Annotated in this window: 16 protein-coding genes; 9 read left to right on the forward strand and 7 right to left on the reverse strand. The window is 48.9% G+C overall.

The genetic code is table 11. From position 1 onward, the window contains the following. Nucleotides 1–7: 7 nt before the first annotated feature. Both HWI92_RS18380 and HWI92_RS18385 read left to right on the forward strand, forming a co-directional pair. On the forward strand, nt 8–1033 hold the full coding sequence (locus tag HWI92_RS18380; RefSeq protein ID WP_204657988.1) for a dipeptide epimerase: 1026 nt from the start codon (nt 8–10) through the stop codon (nt 1031–1033). Next, nucleotides 1030–2130, forward strand: coding sequence for an aminotransferase class I/II-fold pyridoxal phosphate-dependent enzyme (locus HWI92_RS18385; protein WP_204657990.1), 1101 nt, complete (start codon nt 1030–1032; stop codon nt 2128–2130). Before HWI92_RS18380 ends, HWI92_RS18385 begins: the two co-directional genes overlap by 4 nt. A 3-nt stretch (nt 2131–2133) precedes the next feature. On the opposite strand, the gene tatC is transcribed toward HWI92_RS18385, so the two are convergent. Continuing rightward, nucleotides 2134–3003 carry a twin-arginine translocase subunit TatC gene (gene tatC / locus HWI92_RS18390; protein ID WP_204657992.1) on the reverse strand — a complete coding sequence of 290 codons (870 nt, stop codon included), beginning with the start codon at nt 3001–3003 and terminating at the stop codon, nt 2134–2136. Nucleotides 3004–3134: 131 nt separating this feature from the next. Then, nucleotides 3135–4166 (reverse strand): pyruvate dehydrogenase (acetyl-transferring) E1 component subunit alpha, encoded by a 1032-nt coding sequence (gene pdhA, locus HWI92_RS18395; RefSeq protein WP_204657994.1) that lies wholly within the window; start codon nt 4164–4166, stop codon nt 3135–3137. 125 nt (nt 4167–4291) lie between these two features. Here pdhA and recF point away from each other — a divergent pair, with 125 nt between their 5' ends. After that, nucleotides 4292–5386, forward strand: coding sequence for a DNA replication/repair protein RecF (recF, locus tag HWI92_RS18400; RefSeq protein WP_204657996.1), 1095 nt, complete (start codon nt 4292–4294; stop codon nt 5384–5386). Here the strand turns inward: recF and HWI92_RS18405 are convergent, their stop codons facing one another. From HWI92_RS18405 to upp, 4 genes are all read right to left on the reverse strand, one after another. Then, complete coding sequence (locus HWI92_RS18405; protein WP_204657998.1) at nt 5387–5668, reverse strand: type II toxin-antitoxin system RelE/ParE family toxin; 282 nt, start codon at nt 5666–5668, stop codon at nt 5387–5389. Continuing rightward, nucleotides 5653–5895, reverse strand: a complete 243-nt coding sequence (locus HWI92_RS18410) for a hypothetical protein (protein WP_204658000.1) — start codon at nt 5893–5895, stop codon at nt 5653–5655. Before HWI92_RS18410 ends, HWI92_RS18405 begins: the two co-directional genes overlap by 16 nt. A 45-nt stretch (nt 5896–5940) precedes the next feature. Next, nucleotides 5941–7008, reverse strand: coding sequence for a mannose-1-phosphate guanylyltransferase (locus HWI92_RS18415; RefSeq protein WP_204658002.1), 1068 nt, complete (start codon nt 7006–7008; stop codon nt 5941–5943). A 77-nt stretch (nt 7009–7085) separates the two neighbouring features. Next, nucleotides 7086–7730, reverse strand: coding sequence for a uracil phosphoribosyltransferase (gene upp, locus HWI92_RS18420; protein ID WP_204658004.1), 645 nt, complete (start codon nt 7728–7730; stop codon nt 7086–7088). Between the two features lie 168 nt (nt 7731–7898). Here upp and HWI92_RS18425 point away from each other — a divergent pair, with 168 nt between their 5' ends. Genes HWI92_RS18425 through recQ form a run of 4 tightly spaced genes read left to right on the forward strand, consistent with a single transcriptional unit; the run spans nt 7899 to nt 14826 of the window. Next, entirely contained in the window at nt 7899–9611 is a 1713-nt protein-coding gene (locus HWI92_RS18425; RefSeq protein ID WP_229248274.1) for a capsule assembly Wzi family protein, read from the forward strand. Nucleotides 9612–9639: 28 nt separating this feature from the next. Next, the gene (gene nadC, locus HWI92_RS18430; protein ID WP_204658006.1) at nt 9640–10503 is read left to right on the forward strand and encodes a carboxylating nicotinate-nucleotide diphosphorylase; all 864 of its coding nucleotides are present in this window, start codon (nt 9640–9642) and stop codon (nt 10501–10503) included. 24 nt (nt 10504–10527) lie between these two features. Continuing rightward, on the forward strand, nt 10528–12624 hold the full coding sequence (locus tag HWI92_RS18435; protein WP_204658008.1) for a ComEA family DNA-binding protein: 2097 nt from the start codon (nt 10528–10530) through the stop codon (nt 12622–12624). Nucleotides 12625–12672: 48 nt separating this feature from the next. After that, complete coding sequence (gene recQ, locus HWI92_RS18440; protein ID WP_204658010.1) at nt 12673–14826, forward strand: DNA helicase RecQ; 2154 nt, start codon at nt 12673–12675, stop codon at nt 14824–14826. 257 nt (nt 14827–15083) lie between these two features. On the opposite strand, the gene HWI92_RS18445 is transcribed toward recQ, so the two are convergent. Beyond that, a complete protein-coding gene (locus HWI92_RS18445; RefSeq protein WP_204658012.1) occupies nt 15084–16898 on the reverse strand; it encodes a glycosyltransferase in 1815 nt (604 codons plus the stop codon). A gap of 375 nt (nt 16899–17273) precedes the next feature. Here HWI92_RS18445 and HWI92_RS18450 point away from each other — a divergent pair, with 375 nt between their 5' ends. Both HWI92_RS18450 and HWI92_RS18455 read left to right on the forward strand, forming a co-directional pair. Then, nucleotides 17274–18794: a glycoside hydrolase family 10-like protein gene (locus tag HWI92_RS18450; protein ID WP_229248276.1), complete on the forward strand. Its 1521-nt coding sequence runs from the start codon at nt 17274–17276 to the stop codon at nt 18792–18794. 3 nt (nt 18795–18797) lie between these two features. After that, nucleotides 18798–20015 carry an NADH-quinone oxidoreductase subunit D gene (locus tag HWI92_RS18455; protein ID WP_204658016.1) on the forward strand — a complete coding sequence of 406 codons (1218 nt, stop codon included), beginning with the start codon at nt 18798–18800 and terminating at the stop codon, nt 20013–20015. The last annotated feature ends 7 nt before the right edge of the window (nt 20016–20022 follow it).

The raw sequence follows: 20022 nt of genomic DNA on the forward strand, positions 1-20022 counted from the left end.
TGTTCCTATGCAGCTGATCATACACACCTTTAACCTTGAACTGAAACATACCTTTACCATCGCGCACGACTCCCGTGATGTGCAGCAAACGCTTATTGTAGAGCTTACCGATGGTACTTTGAGTGGTTTGGGCGAGGCAACTTCCAATCCATACTACGGCATGACCATTGCCAATATGGAAGCTGCGCTCACAGCAGTAAAACCTGTGGTTGAAAGTGGAGCGTATCATTCTGCGAAAGAATTATGGTTTAAAGTGCATGATGCGCTTGGTTCCAATCCTTTTGCACAATGCGCGCTTGATGAAGCTGCTCACGATTATTTTGCAAGAAAAAAACAGGAAAAGCTATACCAGAGCTGGAATCTCGATATCTCCCGCAACCCGCTCACTAACTTTACTATCGGTATTGATACCGTAGATAAGATGGTTTTGAAGATGCAGGAGCTGCCCTGGCCCATCTATAAAATCAAACTGGGCACCAACGAAGATCTTCGTATTGTTCGTGAGCTGCGCCGGCATACGGATGCAGTGTTCAGAGTGGATGCAAATTGTGCCTGGACAGCCGAGCAGACAATCCAATATTCACATGAGCTGGCCAAATTAAACGTCGCTTTTATAGAGCAGCCGCTTCCTGCAAATGACGTTGATGGCATGAAGCAGGTATATCTTAAAAGTGCCCTGCCGGTCATTACCGATGAGAGCTGCATTACAGAGGAAGATGTTGCCAGCTGCCACAAGCTTTTTCATGGCGTTAATATAAAGCTTACCAAATGTGGTGGCATCACTCCTGCTTTACGCATGATTGAGAAAGCAAAAGCATTGGGGATGAAAACAATGGTAGGATGTATGACTGAGTCAAGCGTTGGGATATCGGCGATTGCACACTTACTTCCATTGCTGGACTATGTTGATATGGACGGCTCACTCCTGATTCGGAATGATCCGGCTACGGGCGTCACCTTTGATTATGGAAAAGTTATCTACGCCTCTGAAAATGGTACAGGTGCCCGCCTCAAAGATCATCATATTCTTTGATAACTTCACGAACATTTTCACTCCCCGGCCGTAACCTGATAACCGATGACGGGCAGCAATTTCTGTGGTTCAGTGGAACAGATTATTTGGGAGCAGGACACAACGAAGCGCTTCGTAGGTTTATTTTAAAGGGTATTGAACAGTATGGAACACATTACGGAAGCTCCCGGAACAGCAGTCTGCAGCTAGGTGTATACCAGGAAGCAGAAGAACGCCTGGCTGGCTTCATGGGCGTGTCTGGCACATTACTCGTATCGTCAGGAATGTGGGCCGGACAACTGGTGATGAAAGAAATAAAGCATCTGGCGAGGTTGAACAATCACAGTGCTGAACTCAGATACTATTATGCACCCGGTGCTCATCCGGCGATTCAGGGTGAAGACTATACTCCCGTACTTATTTCCTGGCGGGATTGGGCTGCCCAAAGCATCTTGCAGATTAATGATGCAGAGGATGATAATACCATGCATATTGTGTGTACAGATGCAATAGGCTCTCCATTTGTCCAGACTTTCGACTTCTCGGTTTTTTCACAAATAAAAGATCCTTCCAGAGTGATTCTGATCATTGACGAGTCACATAGCCTGGGGGTATTGGGAGCGGGTGGAAAGGGAATTTACCGGGATATTCCGGAGGCATTGCAATCCAATGCACTCATTGTGTCCTCTCTGAACAAGGCGATGGGCATACCGGCAGGTGTAATCTCGGGCAGCAGATTAATGATCCAGGCACTCCGTCATTCACCTTTTTTTGCAGGTGCATCACCCGCTGCTCCTGCATTTATTTTCGCATTGGAAAAAATGCTTTCCCATGATCTGTACAGCACGATGCACAACCAGCTGCTCGAAAATGTCGCTTACTTTCACAGCATCTTCAGCGTAGCAGGGCTTTTTACATCGGCCAGCAATTATCCTGTCCTCTGCAGCACCGACTCCCGGCTTTTCGGCTTTTTACTTTCACAGGGTATCATGGCGTCGTGTTTTCCGTACCCCAAACCTGATGACCTGCCGGTTACCCGCATTGTCATCACCGCTTTGCACCAAAAAGAAGACCTCAGCCGGCTGGCTGAGGTCTGTACGCTTTATCTTAAAAACTGACCCTTACTCGTCGTCGCCCAGTTTGGCAAGTCTCCGCTCTTCGGCCAGCTTTTCGCGCTCTACTTTACCTGCCACAAGGATACTGACCTCGTACAGCATAAACAATGGAATGGCCACGATAATCTGGCTGTATATATCGGGAGATGGTGTAATTACCGCAGCAATAATCAGAATGACGATCATGGCATGCTTGCGGTATTCCCTCATGAAGCTCGGAGTAAGGAAGCCGACTTTTGCCAGTACAAATACAACAATAGGAAGCTGGAATGCGACCCCGCATGCGAGGGTAAGGGTTGCCACAAGCGAAATGTACGATGTAAGGCTAAACTCGTTGATGATCGAAGGATCGAGCGTGTAGTTGGCCAGAAAGTTGATGGCCAGCGGAGTAACCACATAATACCCGAAAAGTACACCCGTAAAAAACAGGAAGGTTACGTAAAACACTGCGCCCCGCGCTGACTTACGCTCAGCTTCGCGCAAACCTGGTTTTATAAACCGCCATATTTCCCAGAACGCATACGGAAAAGCAAAGATCAGACCTGCTATGACAGATGATGTCATACTCATCGTAAACTGATCGCCTACCCCGATTGTCTGCAACTTGAAATTCAATGCTTTAATGCAAAGCTCTTCATACCCTACCTTATCAGCCAGCTTGCACAGCATCTGGTAAGTCCAGAAGTCGGGACGGGAGGGAGCGATAATGACATAATGGTAAATTTCCTCGATGTAGACAAAAGCCAGGATCGCAAATACCAGAATCGATGACACTGCTCTGATAATATGCCATCTTAATTCTTCCAAATGCCCGATAAAGGACATTTCGGTACCATCATCCTCTTCTTGATTGTCAAAGTCCTGATCCAAAGACATATTGATTTTTAATGACTAAAACTTCTGTTGTTTGCCCGCAGAACGGAAATCGCGATCTCGCCAGGGTCGAATTTACTTAAAAAACCCGTCGAAATACTCCGGCGGGTTTCTTGAAAAAGGTTCTTTTATTTTTAATCCATTACAAAAGGATAGTCGCTCTCCGCATAAACGTCGGTGTAGGCTTCTTTTGGATCCGGAAATTCCGACTCTTCAGCAAACTGCACTGACTGAGCCACAATATCCTTTATTTTTTTGTCAATACTATCAAGTTCCTCCTCAGTCGCAAGCTTATTATCAAGAATCACCGCACGAACTTGTTCAATCGGGTCGCGGTGCTTGTATTCTTCTACTTCTTCTTTGGAGCGGTACTTCTGAGGATCAGACATGGAATGTCCGCGATACCGGTACGTTCTGAATTCGAGGAAAGTAGGTCCCTCGCCTTTCCGGGCGCGCTCCGCTGCACGGGATACTGCTTCGTGAATGGCTTCCACGCTCATGCCGTCAACCGGCTCGGAAGGAATATCATAAGCCTCACCCAAAGTGTAAAGGTCCGTCACATTGGAAGTACGGGCTACCGAAGTACCCATGGCATAACCGTTGTTCTCAACCACGAAAATAACCGGCAGCTTCCAGCTCATGGCCATGTTCAGTGTTTCGTGGAACGATCCCTGACGGATCGCACCGTCACCGAAGTAGCAGATACACAGGTTGTCGGTTTTGTTGTATTTCTCAGCGAAAGCAATACCAGCTCCCAGTGGAATCTGGCCGCCTACGATACCGTGGCCGCCCACAAATCCTTTTTCTTTATCAAAAATGTGCATCGAACCGCCTTTCCCCTTGGTGGTACCCGTCTTTTTGCCATAGAGCTCCGCCATGATCGCATTGGGAGAAGTACCCAGTGCCAGGGGAATGCCGTGGTCCCGGTAAGCGGTAATATACTTGTCACCCTCTTTCAGGGCAGTTACAGCACCCGATGAACACGCCTCCTGGCCAATGTACAGGTGGCAGAATCCCCGGATTTTCTGCTGACCATAAAGCTGGCCTGCTTTTTCCTCAAAACGCCTTTGCAGCAGCATGTTCTCGAACCAGAACAGATAGCGTTCCTTATCGTGCTGCAATGGATTGGGTGCGGAATTTTCCTTTTTTTCAGTAACGGTAGCCATCTATTGGGTTCTCGTTTATAAAGACAGAACTTTGTCTTAAAGTTAGCGGTTTGAAGAAAGTCCGTTTGTTGCCGAACTTGCATTGATCTGCGAAAATAAGCATAAAGTAAATAACAAAGAAGTTCATGTGGCTAGAAAAGCTCCATCTCACATACTTTAAAAGCTATGAAGAGAAAGCCCTCAATTTCGGAAAACATGTGAACTGCCTGGTCGGTGAAAACGGCAGTGGCAAGACCAACCTGCTCGACGCAATTTACTTCCTGACACTTACAAAAAGTGCTTTTCACAACCAGGATGCGCTCGGTATCCGGCATTCCAATGACTTTTTTGTCATCGACGGGGTATTTAACGAAGAGGGGCGGCATACGCAGGTGACTTGCAGCCTGCAGCGCGGGCAGCGCAAGATCTTCATGGCCGACAAAAAGCCCTACGAGCGCCTGAGTGACCATATCGGCTTGTTTCCGCTCGTCCTGATCGAGCCCAATGATACGGATATTATCCGCGAAGGCAGCGAGGAACGCAGGCGGTTTTTTGATGGGGTGCTTGCCCAGGCTGTTTCGGGCTACCTGACTGATTTACTTCATTATAACAAGATACTCAACCAGCGGAATGGTCTTCTTAAACATTTTGCTGAGCGCAACTACCTGGACGAAGACCTGCTCGAAACCTACAATGATCCGCTGATCATTTTATCCCTTCGCATCCATGCCCACCGGACTGCCTTTATGGGCCGGTTTTTGCCTTTATTTCAAAAATTTTACCGCTTTCTGAGTAATGGGCGGGAAGATGTGGAGGTAATTTATGAGAGTGAGGTAGCATCTGAAAGTTTCCCCGCCGACTTTCGTAAAAACCGCAGTCGTGACCTCCATGCGCAGCGTACCGGAAAAGGCGTGCACAAGGATGAATTTATTTTTGAGATTGATGGGGTGACCCTCAGAAAATTCGGGTCGCAGGGGCAGCAGAAGTCCTTTTTGATTGCTTTAAAACTGGCACAGTTTGAACTGCTGAAAGAGGAAACTGAAAAAACGCCTATGCTTTTGCTGGATGATATTTTTGACAAGCTTGACGACCGGCGCATTCAGAAGCTGATCGAGCTCATTGATACCGGATTTTTAGGACAGGTTTTTATCACAGACGCCCGCCCCGAGCGCTCCCGTAAAATCCTGGAACACGTCAAGGCGGACGTTCGTTTTTTTGATATTGAAAAAAAGATAGGCTGATTATCTTTTCCGACTGGTATTAAGCAGGTTCAAAATGATGATGTCGGCATCTACCACAGTATAAAACAGCACTTGTTTTTTCCTCACTACCAGCTGCCTTACAGCCGGAAGTGAGGAATGTTGCCTTCCCAGATATGGAAATTTAACGAGCACCTCTATTTTAGCTTCAAGTTCTTCTGTAAAACGTTCTGCTACCTGCCCGCCCCATTCATCGTAAATGTATGATAATGCCTCCCTGTAATTTTCCTTTGCTATGGCAGTCCATTTTACTTTGAAAGCCACTCCCGCGATTCTTTAATTACATCCTTATTGGAAAACAGTTCTCCTTTTGAAACCTGACGCAGCGATTCATTTAGTGCTGCCCTGATTTCAGGAGTATCGGTTTGAAGATCGTGGCCTTGCTCTTCTGCAACAAATGCCCTGATGGAGGAAAGCAAATCCTCTATTCTATCCGCATCCACTTCATTGACGAGCCGAAGCACTTCCGTTCTTAATTCCAGCGTAGACATAGTTGAATTTTAAATTAAGCGCGTGATCAAACAAATTTATCAAATCTAAACGTATTTCAAATTCACCTCTTTAGCCTCTGCAACGAACTCTTTTACTTTTTGTTCATCTTCTTTCTTGCAAATCATCAATACCCCGTCGTACTCTGCGACAATGAAGCCGTCGAGCCCATTGACAACCACGAGCTTGTCTTTGGGAGTTTTGATGATTGAGTTGGTAGTATTGTACAGCAGCAAGTTGCCGTCTGTGACATTCTGATGCTCATCTTTTTCCGAAACCTCGTACAGCGACTTCCAGGTACCGAGGTCTGACCATCCGAAGTTACTCAGCACAACGTGTACGTTATCGGCTTTTTCCATAATACCATTGTCAATGGAAATGCTGCCGCAATGCTGGTACGCGCGCTGCACAAACTGCTCTTCGGTATGCAGGTAATAATGTCCGTCACCTTCCTGGAAAATCTCGGCGATATCCGGCTGGAATAAACCCAGTGCTTTTTTAAATGCATGAATGTTCCATACAAAAATCCCCGCATTCCAAACGAAATCGCCACTTTCAAGAAACTGTATGGCCAGCGAGAGTTCTGGTTTTTCAGTAAATGATTTTACTTTTTTGACTGTCAGCTTATCCGGAATGTACTGGATATAACCATAGCCGGTATCGGGCCTGGTTGGCTGAATGCCGAGCGTAATCAGGATGTCTTCGTTGCGGGTAGCACCCAGCGCCACCTTGATCGTATCCCTGAAAACGTCCTCTTTAAGAATAATATGATCGGCGGGCGCCACCACTACATTGGCATCCGGATTCCGGGAAGCGATTTTGTAGCAGGCATATGCAATGCAGGGAGCCGTATTCCGGCGGTGCGGTTCCAGAAGGATCTGCTCGTCGGCGAGTGCAGGTACCTGCTGTTTCACCAGGTCTTTGTACTCTGCACTGGTAACAATGTAAATATTTTCAATGGGGCAAACGCCTTCGAACCTTTCCACAGTTTGCTGCAAAAGGGTTTTGCCGGTACCCAGCACGTCATGAAACTGCTTTGGAAAGTCGGTCCTGCTGAATGGCCAAAATCGTGTTCCTACACCCCCGGCCATGATAATCACGTATGTATCCTGCATTACTTCAAGGCAATTGATTAATAATCCAATATAAAATTGCCCAAAGCTAAGCATAAAGAATTACTTCTGCCCAAGCCCTACTTTTCACCAAATGCAAGATCACCCGCATCCCCGATACCCGGCACAATGTAGTACTGCTCATTCAGGCGGGTATCCACAGACCCGAGCCACAGGCGGCATTGCGGTATTCTTTTCTGTAAAAATGCAACTCCCTCCGGACTGGCGATCACTGCGGCAATATGCGTTTGGGCGGGAATGCCGAAGCGCAGCAATGCATGGTAGACTTTTTCGAGAGAACGTCCGGTGGCCAGCATAGGGTCGATGAGGATCAGGATCTTGCCGGTGAGGTCCGGGCTGGTGATGTAATCCATTTCTACCTCAAACTCATCCTCATCATTGATGTGGTGCCCGCGGTATGCGCCTATAAAAGCATTGTCAGCCTTGTCGAACATATTCAGAAATCCTTCGTGCAATGGAAGGCCCGCGCGCAGGATGGTTGCCAGTACAACAGGCTGCAGGAGCTGGCGGGAAGTTGCCTGGCCGAGGGGTGTTTCTGTTTGTTCTGTACGGTAGGTGAGCGTTTTTGAAAGCTCATAAGCCAGCAGTTCCCCGATCCGCTCCATATTCCGCCTGAACCTTAGCCTGTCTTTCTGGATATTTACGTCCCTCAGCTCGGCAATATAATGGTCTGCAATGGAGGGTTTCTGCGACAGTAAAAACATAGGTCAGACAGTTTTTTAGACTACTTCATGCAAGATAATACAAATTCATTGACGTAATTTGGAACACTTATACGAAAAATTGCCCGCAAAAGATCAACTGGTGTGAACGATAGATTTTTCCCGTCTATGTACCAAGGAATTGTCCTGCCATGTAAAATCTGGGTTCTCTTGCTGGTTGCTTTGTCGTCCGTACATGCGCAAAGCTCATTTGTCCCCTTCAACGACGACTATTATCACCTGATCGACAGGCTCGAAATAAAGCGCGGGAAACTTACCGAAGGATTTCATTCCAATGTCAAACCTTTTGAGAGAAAGGCCATTGTTGCTTTGACAGACTCTATCCTTAAAGAAGGGACAGTGAACCTGACGAGCCGCGACTGGGAAACCATTGATTACCTCCGGGAAGACAGCTGGGAATGGACGAGCAATATGGTTTCGACCGACTCGGCACAATATAACAGGCTTGCGAGGCTCGGCTGGTTTAAGGATCCGCCTGCGGGCAGGCGCAGGAAGTTCTTCGGACATGCGGCGGACCTGTACAGCATTCACAACAAAGACTTTGATCTTCACTTCAACTTTGTCACAACCAATTTCATCGGACAGGACGACAGTTCCGGTACCGCCTCAAACCTGTGGTTTACCAGCCGTGGCGTCGAAATCCGTGGAATGATCAATGAAAAACTGGGTTTTTATACCTATGTAACAGATAGTCAGGGACGTTTTCCAGGTTATGTCAATAATTTTAAAGAAACATACAGCTTTCCCGGAGAAGGTCTCGCCAAGAACACCCGGAATCAAGGCGTAGACTTTCTTACTGCCAGAGGCTACATTACTTTCCGGCCTATGAAAGCCATCAATGTTCGCTTCGGGCACGATTACAATGTTTTCGGCAGCGGGTATCGCTCGCTGATTTTGTCTAACAATAGCAGTCCGTACCTTTTCTTGAGGGCTGACACCCAGCTAGGCCGCTTCCACTACACCAACCTTTGGACCAGCATGATCAATTCTGCTGATAATGCATGGCGGGAAGGTTTACGGGGGAAAAAGTTTGCAGCCATCCACCATTTGAGCGTCAATATCACGGACAAGCTTAACCTGGGTATTTTCGAAGCCGAAGTTTTTAACCGGGACTCAGTAGGCGGCGGCTACGATCTGAATTATCTGAACCCTATTATTTTTTACAGATACGTAGAATCCTATATCGGCAGTCAGGACAATGCATTGCTGGGTTTTGACATGCGCTGGCTGCCGGTCCGGAATGTTGCTGTGTATGGCCAGTTTATGCTCGACGAATTTCTGTCCAAAGATCTTTTTAACGGAAGCAAGTCGTGGCGAAACAAGTACAGCGCGCAGATAGGAGCCAAATATGTGGATGCATTTGGCATTCCAAATCTGGATTTGCAGGCGGAATACAATATGGTCAGGCCATATACCTACTCGCATAAGGACAGTGGCCGGAATTATGAGCATTACGGGCAGGCGCTGGCGCATCCACTGGGTGCCAATTTTCGTGAATACCTGGGAATTGTGCGTTACAAATTTTCGTCCCGCTTCTCTTTTTACGGAACGATCATGATGGCTGACCAGGGTAAAGATCCCTTCAACTCCAACCTGAACTTTGGAGGGGATATTTCAAAAAGCTATGAAACGCGCAACATTGGGCGGGATGGCGAGATCAACCAGAAAACCGGACAGGGTACCAAAGCCTCCACGGCCTTTTACGACCTGCGGCTCTCCTATTCACTGGCACATAATTTGTTCCTCGATGCCCGCTACCTGAACAGGAAGGTCACTTCTCCCGATGTGAAACTCGCAACCCAGTCGAATATTTTTTCTTTTGCAATCCGGTACAATATGGCCTTCCGGCAGCAGACGTACTGATCAATCAACACGAAGTCCCTGGAATTTTATGGAAACCGATCCGCATGACCTTCATGACCTCATTCGCCTTGCCTTGCAGGAAGATATAGGCGATGGCGACCATTCTTCACTGTCGGCGGTGCCCGAAAATGCCACCAAACGTGCGCGGCTCCTTGTCAAGCAGGACGGGATACTGGCCGGCGTGCAGGTAGCACGGACGATCTTCGAAGAAACCGCCGCGTTTTACGATGATCCCCCTTTGAAAATCGATTTGTTACTTTCTGACGGTACGCCCGTCAAAACTGGTGACGTGGTACTTACCGTGGAAGGAAGCGCAAGGCTGATCCTGAAATCGGAGCGGCTTGTACTGAACATTATGCAGCGTATGAGCGGCATTGCAACTTATACAAGGCAAATGGTCAACCTGATCAGCGACTTGCCCGTAAAGCTGCTCGATACCCGGAAAACAACACCGAATTTCAGGGTGTTTGAAAAAATGGCGGTAAAAATCGGGGGAGCTGTGAACCATCGCATGGGGCTGTATGATATGATCATGCTCAAAGACAACCATGTGGATTACGCAGGGGGCATTGCCCAGGCGATCAGCAGCGCACGGGCGTACCTGCAGACAACAGGCAAGCCGCTGAAAATTGAGATTGAAACGCGGAACCTGGGCGAGGTGGACCAGGTACTCGCCATAGGGAATGTGGACATCATTATGCTGGACAACTTCTCGCTGGACGACATGCGCGAAGCGGTACGCAGGATCAATGGACGATACGAAACCGAAGCGTCAGGGAATATTACTGAGAAAACATTGCGGGCCGTGGCCGAGACCGGCGTGTCAGGCATTTCCAGCGGGGCACTTACCCACCAGGCGCGCAGCCTGGACCTGAGTCTGAAAGCCTTTTAAACTTTAAACAAAAACCAGGAGCATATGCCAGAAACATACCCACCCGCATATGCTCCGAAACACTATCTGTTCGCAGGCCTGCTTTGCATTGCAGGGTGGCTCTCCGGCCTGCATTGCCACGGTCAGGAGCCGCCATGCCGGGAGCTGGATATAAACCGTTTTTTGCAGGACATCCTGCCTGCCCCCTCCGAGGACACCGACTACTCCGCTCTTTATGAGTCGCTGGTACAGCTTTATGGCAGCCCTCTCGACCTGAATACCGCCAGCCGCGACGAGCTCGCTGCCACATTCATCCTTTCCGAGGCGCAGCTCAATGCGTTTTTCGATTACAAACTGACCGCCGGGCCCCTGCTTTCGCTTTACGAATTGCAGGCTGTTCCCGGTTTTAGCCTGACCACTATTTACCGGCTGCTTCCATTTGTAACGGTTTCTTCCAGGCAGATGCCTTTTCGGGAATCCCTGGCAAAGCCTACCCAGCACTTTCTGATGGTCCGGGGTTCACGGGATATTGAAAAAGCCAAAGGATTTATGCCTCCGACTGCCCAGTCGAAGTCGCGATATGCGGGCCCGCCTGCGGGTGCATTCCTCAGGTACCGGTATGCGCGGTCGGGAGCTTACAGCCTGGGATTTACAATGGATAAGGATCCGGGTGAAAAGTGGATGTACTGGAATGCACGCCGCCAGATCTTTGTTTTTGACTTTACTTCCTTTCACTTTCAGCTGCAAAATCGAAAGTGGCTCAAAAATCTTATCCTGGGCGACTTCCAGGTGCAGGCCGGACAGGGAATGGTGCTGGCAGCGGGTTTTTCATTGGGCAAAGGAACAGAGGTGATCCGCACTACCTACCGCAGCACGCTGGGGCTCAAACCCTATACCTCGGGCATGGAAAGTAACTTTTTCAGAGGAATAGCAGCAACAATAGCTTTGGGCAAAAAAGCACAGGTCACTACTTTTTACTCCGCATTACACCGCGATGGCACCGAAGACGAAGCGCCTGACGATGCAGGAAAAAAGGTAATTACTTCCCTGCCCGTAACAGGTTACCATCGTACCCCTACCGAACTTGCCAAACATAATAACCTGACCGAATACAACGCTGGTGTGCATTTGCTCCATCCGCTCGGGCAGCATGGACAGCTGGGAATGACCCTGCTGCATACTGCTTACGGGCTTCCGCTTCAAAAGAAGCAAACGCTTTACAATCAGTATGAATTTACAGGCAAGCGCAACCTGACTGCAGGCATACATGGCGATTACCGGTACCGGAACCTGCATTTCTCGGGTGAGGCAGGGTGGTCGGGCAGTGGTGGCCTGGGCTTGCTGGCCGGAGTCATTGCGAGCATTGGCCGCATGGTGGACGTTACTTTGCTGTTGAGGCATTATGACAAAGACTTTCATTCTTTTTACGGGAATTCATTTGCTGAAGGTTCACGTCCGGTAAATGAATCCGGCGGGTACGCAGCATTGCGGTACATGCCGGCACGACAGTGGCAGCTGAGCCTTTTCTTCGACCAGTTTCGCTTTCCTTCGCCCCGCTTCCAGGCCGATGCACCTTCGTGCGGCCATGACTACATGGTGCATGCACTATGGAAACCCAGCAAGCGATTTAATGCATTTGCATCTTTTCACAGGAAAACCAAAATGCAGAACCCGCCGGACAAAGCACCTGAAAACCACCTCCTGGCTGCCGTGCGAAATACATTTACCTGCAACATGGAATATGAGGTACCTATGAAAGTGGCTTTCCGCACCAGGGTTCAGGCTGGCAGTGTTCGATTGGCCGGAAAGTCAGAAGGCTTTGCAGCAGCACAGGATATTGGTTTGCACCTGCATGCAACAGAGCTCAGCCTAAGAATGGCCTACTTTCATACGGACAACTATGACAGCCGCCAGTACATGTATGAAAAAGATGTGCTGTATGCATTTGCGATTCCGGCATACTATGACAAAGGATTTCGTTATTACCTGATGGCGCGTTATAACCTGACAAAAAATGTAAAATGCTGGCTCCGCTGGTCACAAACACGGTTTGCTCACCTCGACAAGATCAGTTCAGGTCTGAATGAAATAATCGGAAAGAGGAAGAGCGAGATCAAAGCACAGATTATCTATCAACTATGAACTGCTATTTTTGCAGGCTGCTTATTCAGCAAATTTATTTTTTATAAAATGCCCGATCAGAAATTAAAAGCTTTAAAGCAATACTTCGGCTATGATCACTTCCGGCCCTTACAGGCTGAGATCATCGATACCGTGATGGCCAACCAGGATTGCCTGGTACTCATGCCTACGGGTGGCGGGAAGTCGGTATGCTATCAGATCCCGGCAGTCATCCGGAAAGGGCTTACGATTGTCATTTCGCCTTTGATTGCGCTCATGAAAGACCAGGTGGAGGCACTTACTTCCAATGGTATCAGTGCGGCTTACCTCAACTCCACACTGACCGGGGCCGAGCAGGACAGTATCATGTGGCGGGCTAAAATGGGTGAGCTGAAACTACTCTATATTGCTCCCGAGCGTCTTTTTTCAGGCAATACTTTTGATTTTTTAAGAGAATGGGATGTTAGTCTGTTTGCGGTGGATGAGTCGCACTGTATTTCGTCCTGGGGTCACGACTTCAGACCTGAGTACCGGCAGCTGAATCATCTGAAAACACGTTTTCCAAACGTACCCATCATTGCGCTCACTGCCACTGCTGACATGGTCACCCGCCGTGATATCCTGCGCCAATTGCAGCTGGGCGATGCCGAAACGTTCATTTCCAGCTTCGACAGGCCGAATCTTACATTGACCGTACTCCCCGGAAGAAAACGCGTACAGCAGATCCAGAGCTTTCTGGGCAAGCACCCCGACGAGCCTGGTATTATTTATTGCCTCAGCAGAAAGGGAACCGAAACCGTAGCCGCAAGCCTGAAAGCGGCGGGCTTTAAGGCGGAATGTTACCATGCCGGACTACCCGCAGAAACACGTTCGCGGATCCAGGAGCAGTTTCAGGCAGACAATATCCAGATCATCGTCGCCACCATTGCATTTGGGATGGGGATTGATAAATCCAATGTGCGCTGGGTAATCCATTATAACCTGCCGTCCAATGTGGAGAGCTTTTACCAGGAGATCGGGCGGGCGGGCCGCGATGGTGAACCTGCCGATACCCTGCTTTTTTACAGCTATACCGATATTATTACGCGGCAGGACATGATCAACAATTCCGACCAGTCCGATACGCAGAAGGAGCTGCTGCATGCCAAGCTGAAACGGATGAAACAATATGCTGAGGCGGATATTTGTCGGCGCAGGATCCTGCTGAGCTACTTTAATGAGGCCGTAGACCGCGATTGCGGGAATTGTGACGTTTGCCATAATCCGCGTACCCGGTTTGATGCAACGATCCTCGCACAAAAGGCACTTTCAGCCATCACACGCACCGACCAGAAAATTGCCATGGGAATGCTGATCGATATACTGCGCGGCAGCCGTAACCGTAATGTCATCCAGCATGGCTATGACCGTCTGCCTACTTTCGGAGTAGGGCATGATCTCAAAGGAGAAGAATGGGCCGAGTACATCAGCCAGCTTTTGAACAGCGGATTTATGGACATTGCCTACGACGAGGCCCATACCTTTAAGCTCAATGCCGTCAGCAGGCAGGTGCTCAAAGGGGAGCGAAAGGTGGAGCTGGTCCGTTTTATCCCGCTGGAAGAGCGCAAGGCCCGGGAAGAAGCATTGCTGCCGAAAGAAAAACCCAAGACGGAGATCATCCGTGATGCGTTGTTTGAACAGCTGCGTATCCTGCGCAAGCAACTTGCCGACTCGCTGGGCATACCACCCTATGCGGTATTCAGTGATGCAACACTTTCCGAAATGGCACAGAAAAAGCCGATTTCCGAATCACAGATGAAAGCCATTTCGGGCGTAGGTGCGGAGAAATTCAGAAGGTACGGAGAGACTTTTATCAATGAGATCCTGTCATTTGCAAGAACAAACACACAACCCGGTACCCGCATTGTGAAAGGACTTACTTACTCCGACACCTGGGAGCTGTATGAGCAGGGCTACGACTTACAGGAAATTGCAGAAAGGCGCAAACTAAGTCCGGTAACGATTATCTCGCATTTGATTAAGCTAAAAGAAGAAGGAAAGGCAATCAATCTGCAAAATCTGATGCTTAAAAGTGATTACAAGCAGATTATTGATGCGGCAGAGGAGTTGCAAATGGGCCCAAATGATCCTATGAAGCCGCTCTTCGAAACTCTGGATGGGAAGTATGACTATGGACAGATCAGGCTGGCGATGGCGATCAGGGAGGAGAGGGCGAGGTTTTAATGATTGAATGACCGAATGACCGAATGATTGAATTTTGAGTTAGTGAATGAGTGAGTTAGTTAGTGAATGTTATAATTTGCCTGGTGGGAGTTTAACCTCCTTTGTCACCCTGAGCGGAGTCGAAGGGGTTTCCGGCGACCTCGCCCTTCGACTCCGCTCGGGGTGACAAAGGTTGGTGAGCTTAGGCTAACAAATAAACCCTTGGTCCACCAGCATTCACTAATTCATTCAATCATTCAGTCATTCAAAATTCTTTACTACGGCTTTCTTCTTTTCGCTGCCAAATCGTGGGCGGTGTCGTAGTAGGATCGCAGGTTCATCCAGTCGAAAACATCGGAAATGTTTTCGACCCGGTTGCGCTGCATGATACGGTCACGGCGCTGCATTTTTACGAATTTGAACAGGATGTCTGCCAGCTGGTCAGCAGCCTGTGAGAAAGTCTGTGACTTGCGGTTGATTACATAAATGCCCCGGTTTTCATAATCGCGCATGATCTGCATGATGTAGTCCCCAAAACCTGAAAGATCGCTGGTGACCGTAGGCACGCCTCTTACCACACATTCAAGCGGCGTGTAACCCCAGGGCTCGTAGTAACTTGGAAAAACACCCAAATGGCAGCCCCGAACAAACTGGCCATAGTCAAGCCCGAAGAGCGGATTGGTAGATGCGATAAAATCGGGATGGTATACAATCTTGACGCGGTCACGCTCATTGTTCATGAGGTTGGCACGTTTACAAAAATCGGTGATACCGTCTTCCTGCTTCAGATCGTGGGTTACAAAAGCGGGCAGCTTATCCGTTTTCCAGCTTTGTATAGTCCTCCGCAGCCTCAGCCGCCAGTATTCATCCACAAAGTCATTAAGATCGGGCATTTTATGGTCTGCTCCGGACGCAGCAGCCAGGAACAGCTTTTCACCCACTTCCTTTTCAATGGCGCGGGTAGTTTCCTGCAGCTCATTGAGCACGGCCCGGGATTGCAGTACCTCCGGGTTTACGGAAGTGTAAGGCTGCTTGGTTACAATGAACATCACAACCGTCATGTCCATATTGGCCTGCACCATTTTCCAGTTGAGCCTTGCAAGCGCTTCGAGCGTCAGGTCGTAACCTTTGTTGATATACTCATAACGCCCCGAAGTGAAGAAATAAAGTGTTTTATCAAGATCAAAAGAGTAGCTGGGAAAAAAGTGCCCAAGCACAAACTCGTGAATGCGTTCCTTATGTTTTAAATGCAGGTTCTGGAATTCGTGCACTGCCTGAAAACGTACCACATTAAGTCCGTTGGGTGTCACCAGGTCTGGCATCCGTCCCAGGAAAACCTCACATTCACGGGCCGTAACATCGCTCACGGTAGTGAGCACATGCGCGTTGAGTGCCGCCTGCCTTTCAATGGAGCACTGGGCAATGATCCCGTAATTTTTGGCTTCCTGTTCCCAGTCGAAAAACGGCAGTTTGCTGTAAAACCCGGTAACATTCTGCGCCAGGTAGCGCCCCAGCATGGTAGCATGGGTGGTGAATGTCATGGCGATCTTCACATTTTCCCTTTTCAGGTCGGGAACCCCGCTGCTGGCCATCCATTCGTGGAACTGGGCATATATTTCTTCTCTGCGGGCATTTTCTTCTGCATACTCTTTCAGGAAGATCCGTACCATTTCGCCGAAGCATAAAGTCTGGTTGACAAGATGCTCCACGTTGATGGTCGGGATGCGGCTGCGTTCCCAGAGGTTGTACTTGATCACATCCAGCTCCGGCATAATGCTGTCCACATCAAACAGAATCACGCGGGGCTTACCTGTTACAAGCCAGTAGCCGTAATAAACATGGTAACCCATCTCCCGCATCCTTTTGACAACGCGCCCGGAAGGGGTATCATCGAGGTCATGGATCACCTCAAATTCGGATGATGCTTTTTTCTCGAAATATGGTCCCAGCAGAAAGTAATTTTCATCCCACTTTTCGACCATAGCGGGAACCTTGGTCCTGATAACAGTATAAATTCCTCCAACCTGATTACAAACTTCCCACGCAACTTCAAACAGGACGTTCTTCTTTGTGGTTTTTACGAAAGGTTCCAATACGGGATACAGTTTTAAACGTTAAGCAATAATTATCAGGGATAAACTGGCACTTTCAGTCCCAAATTTCCTTGTAATTACACAATAAATATGCAGAAATATATTTCACAATAAATACAACTCCAAATGCCATTTTCAGCACGCAGGACCATTTTCCTGATCCTGTAAAACAGAAATATAAGAAAGTCAAGAAGTGCTCCTGCGGATGTATTTTCGGGATAAAAGGTAAACTACTTCTGTTCCGCGATTTTACGGGGGTTCTCGGCTAACTTTGTTCCAAATTACGTTACTTTGATTGGATTAACATTTTGCATTGGTCAGATAGTGAAAAAATTTAAATTACTTGTGCTTTCCATAATGTTCATCACGTTCGTTATGGAAAGTTGCATTGCTCAAGATGCGGAACCCGAACCCGATTTTCCCCCAAAACGAGAATTCAGGGCTGTATGGATAGCCACAGTTGACAACATTGATTGGCCAAGCAGTAAAAATCTTATACCCGGAGAGCAGCAGCAGGAATTTTCAAACCTGCTGGATTTTCATAAAAAAGTAGGTATGAATGCCGTCTTCGTGCAGGTGCGCGCGGCAGGCGATGCATTTTATGCCAAAAGCCCCGAACCCTGGTCGGAGTGGCTTACCGGCAGGCAGGGAAAGCAGCCTGAACCCATGTGGGATCCGCTCGACTTTATGGTAAAGGAAGCCCACAAGCGCGGTCTCGAATTTCACGCCTGGCTCAACCTCAACCGCCTCGTCCACAAATCATCCACAAGCGTTTCCGCTGAGAACATCAGCCGGCTTCATCCCGAATGGATCCTAACCTACGATGGTTATAAGCTGTTTGACTTCGGCATTCCCGAGGTAAGACAATTTATCACCGATATGACTGTGAATGTGGCCCGCAACTACGATGTGGACGGTATTCATTTTGATGACTATTTCTATCCCTATGCTACTCCCGGGCAGGTAATCCAGGACGATGCTTCGTTCCGGAAATACGGGGAAGGTTACACCAGCAAGGCAGACTGGCGCAGGCACAATGTGGATTTGCTTGTAAAACAAATTCATGACGCATTAACCGAGCTGAATCCCAGGCTGAAATTCGGGATCAGTCCTTTTGGCGTGTGGCGCAATAAAGACAGGGATGCGGAAGGCTCCAAAACGTACGGCGCGCTGGCCTCCTATGACGACCTTTTTGCCGACAGCCGCAAATGGATCAAGGAAGGATGGATCGATTACATTGCACCGCAGGTGTACTTTTCATCGGGTTTTTCCAGAGTACCTTATCGCAATCTTGTCGATTGGTGGAAAGAAAACAGCTACGGCCGGCATCTGTACATCGGCATGGGCGCGTACCGGGTAGGTTATAAAGACCGCGACAGCCACTGGTCCAACCCTGCTGAGATCCCGAACCAGGTACGCTACTTCCGGGAAATTGAGTCTGAGGGAGCCATATTTTTCAGCTCCCGCTCTCTGAAAGGAAATAGCCTGGGCTTTGTGGATTCGCTCAGACGTGATTTTTTCAAATACCCGGCACTGGTACCGGCTATGCCATGGAAAGACCATATTCCGCCGCTTGCTCCTAAAAGTCTGAAAGCTACGCTGATGAGCAACCTTTCCATTGAACTGACCTGGGACAAGCCCGATGCGGCAGCCGATGGGGACGGTGCCTGGTACTATGTCATTTACCGGTTCCCGCCCGATGAAAAACCCACAGCCTACGATCCCCGGCGCATTATCGGCATGTGTTATGAGGGTGAAAAATTTGTTGACAACAACATTGAAAGCGGTAAAAAGTATGTTTACTACATTACTGCCGTAGACCGGCTTCACAACGAAGGCCGACCTATAGGTCCTTTGCGGATTGAGGTGTTTGATCAAAAACTGGTAAGATTCTGACCCATGGCAAACCCGATACAATACGAATATAAACCCGAGTACCTGACCGTTTCGGTACCTTCCAAATACAAAGCTGAAAACCTCCGGACAGAGGAAATGGTGCTCAATATGGGCCCGCAACATCCTTCTACCCACGGTGTATTGCGCCTGGAAGTACTTACCGATGGTGAAATGGTACTGGATGTGGTGCCGCACCTGGGCTATCTGCACCGGTGCTTTGAAAAACACGCAGAAAGTCTGCCCTTTAATCAGGTAATCCCGTACGTGGACCGGCTTGATTACCTGGGTGCCATGAACTGCGAGCACGCCTATGTAATGGGTGTGGAGCGGATGCTGGGTATTGAAAATGAAATTCCGAAACGCATTGAATACATCCGGGTGCTGGTGGCCGAGCTCAACCGCCTGGCTTCCCACTTTGTAGCAATTGGTACGTATGCCATGGATATTGGCGCCTACACGCCCTTTTTGTGGATGATGCGCGACCGCGAGCAGATACTCCGCCTGCTCGAATGGGTTTGCGGGGCACGGATGCTCTACAATTATATATGGATCGGCGGATTGTTTTACGACTTGCCGGTAGGCTTCGAGGAGCAGTGCCTTGAATTTGTAAAATACCTTAAACCTAAGCTGCAGGAACTACAGGAGCTGGTGGTTGAAAATAAGATATTCATTCAGCGGACGGCCAATGTGGGTATCCTGCCACTACCTGTGGCAATCAACTATGGCTGCTCCGGCCCGATGCTGCGCGGCTCCGGCCTGCGCTATGACCTTCGCAGAGTCGATGGGTACTCCGTATATCCCGAACTAGATTTTGAAGTACCGATCGGCGAGGGGAAAATGGGTACGACCGGCGACTGCTGGGACCGTACCTGGGTGCGGGTGGTTGAATGCCGGGAAAGTGTGAAAATGATCGAACAATGTCTGGCCCGCCTGACCAGTGATCACAAACGTACCCGCGACTTTGATCCTCAGGCAGTGGTACCCAAGAAAATCCGGCCCAAAGCAATGGATTTCTACGTCCGGGGCGAAACGCCCAAAGGAGAGCTGGGCTTCTACTTCCGTACCGACGGCCGCTCGGATGTGCCTGTGCGTTGCCGGGCAAGATCGTGCTCCTTCAGTAACCTGTCCGTCATTGGTGAGATCTCCCGCGGAATGCTCCTGGCCGACCTGGTAGCCATCATCGGCTCCATTGACATTGTTATGGGCGAGGTAGACCGGTAATAAAAAA

Origin of the sequence: Dyadobacter sandarakinus, assembly GCF_016894445.1 — a bacterium.
GTDB classification, from domain to species: domain Bacteria; phylum Bacteroidota; class Bacteroidia; order Cytophagales; family Spirosomataceae; genus Dyadobacter; species Dyadobacter sandarakinus.

Bases quoted from the DNA above. Each gene is read 5' to 3' on its own strand.
- recQ (WP_204658010.1), top strand. From the start codon at position 12,673: ATGCCCGATCAGAAATTAAAAGCTTTAAAGCAATACTTCGGCTATGAT.
- tatC (WP_204657992.1), bottom strand. From the start codon at position 3,003: ATGTCTTTGGATCAGGACTTTGACAATCAAGAAGAGGATGATGGTACC.
- HWI92_RS18415 (WP_204658002.1), bottom strand. From the start codon at position 7,008: ATGCAGGATACATACGTGATTATCATGGCCGGGGGTGTAGGAACACGA.
- HWI92_RS18455 (WP_204658016.1), top strand. From the start codon at position 18,798: ATGGCAAACCCGATACAATACGAATATAAACCCGAGTACCTGACCGTT.
- pdhA (WP_204657994.1), bottom strand. From the start codon at position 4,166: ATGGCTACCGTTACTGAAAAAAAGGAAAATTCCGCACCCAATCCATTG.
- HWI92_RS18410 (WP_204658000.1), bottom strand. From the start codon at position 5,895: ATGTCTACGCTGGAATTAAGAACGGAAGTGCTTCGGCTCGTCAATGAA.
- HWI92_RS18450 (WP_229248276.1), top strand. From the start codon at position 17,274: ATGGAAAGTTGCATTGCTCAAGATGCGGAACCCGAACCCGATTTTCCC.
- nadC (WP_204658006.1), top strand. From the start codon at position 9,640: ATGGAAACCGATCCGCATGACCTTCATGACCTCATTCGCCTTGCCTTG.
- HWI92_RS18435 (WP_204658008.1), top strand. From the start codon at position 10,528: ATGCCAGAAACATACCCACCCGCATATGCTCCGAAACACTATCTGTTC.
- HWI92_RS18380 (WP_204657988.1), top strand. From the start codon at position 8: ATGCAGCTGATCATACACACCTTTAACCTTGAACTGAAACATACCTTT.
- recF (WP_204657996.1), top strand. From the start codon at position 4,292: ATGTGGCTAGAAAAGCTCCATCTCACATACTTTAAAAGCTATGAAGAG.
- upp (WP_204658004.1), bottom strand. From the start codon at position 7,730: ATGTTTTTACTGTCGCAGAAACCCTCCATTGCAGACCATTATATTGCC.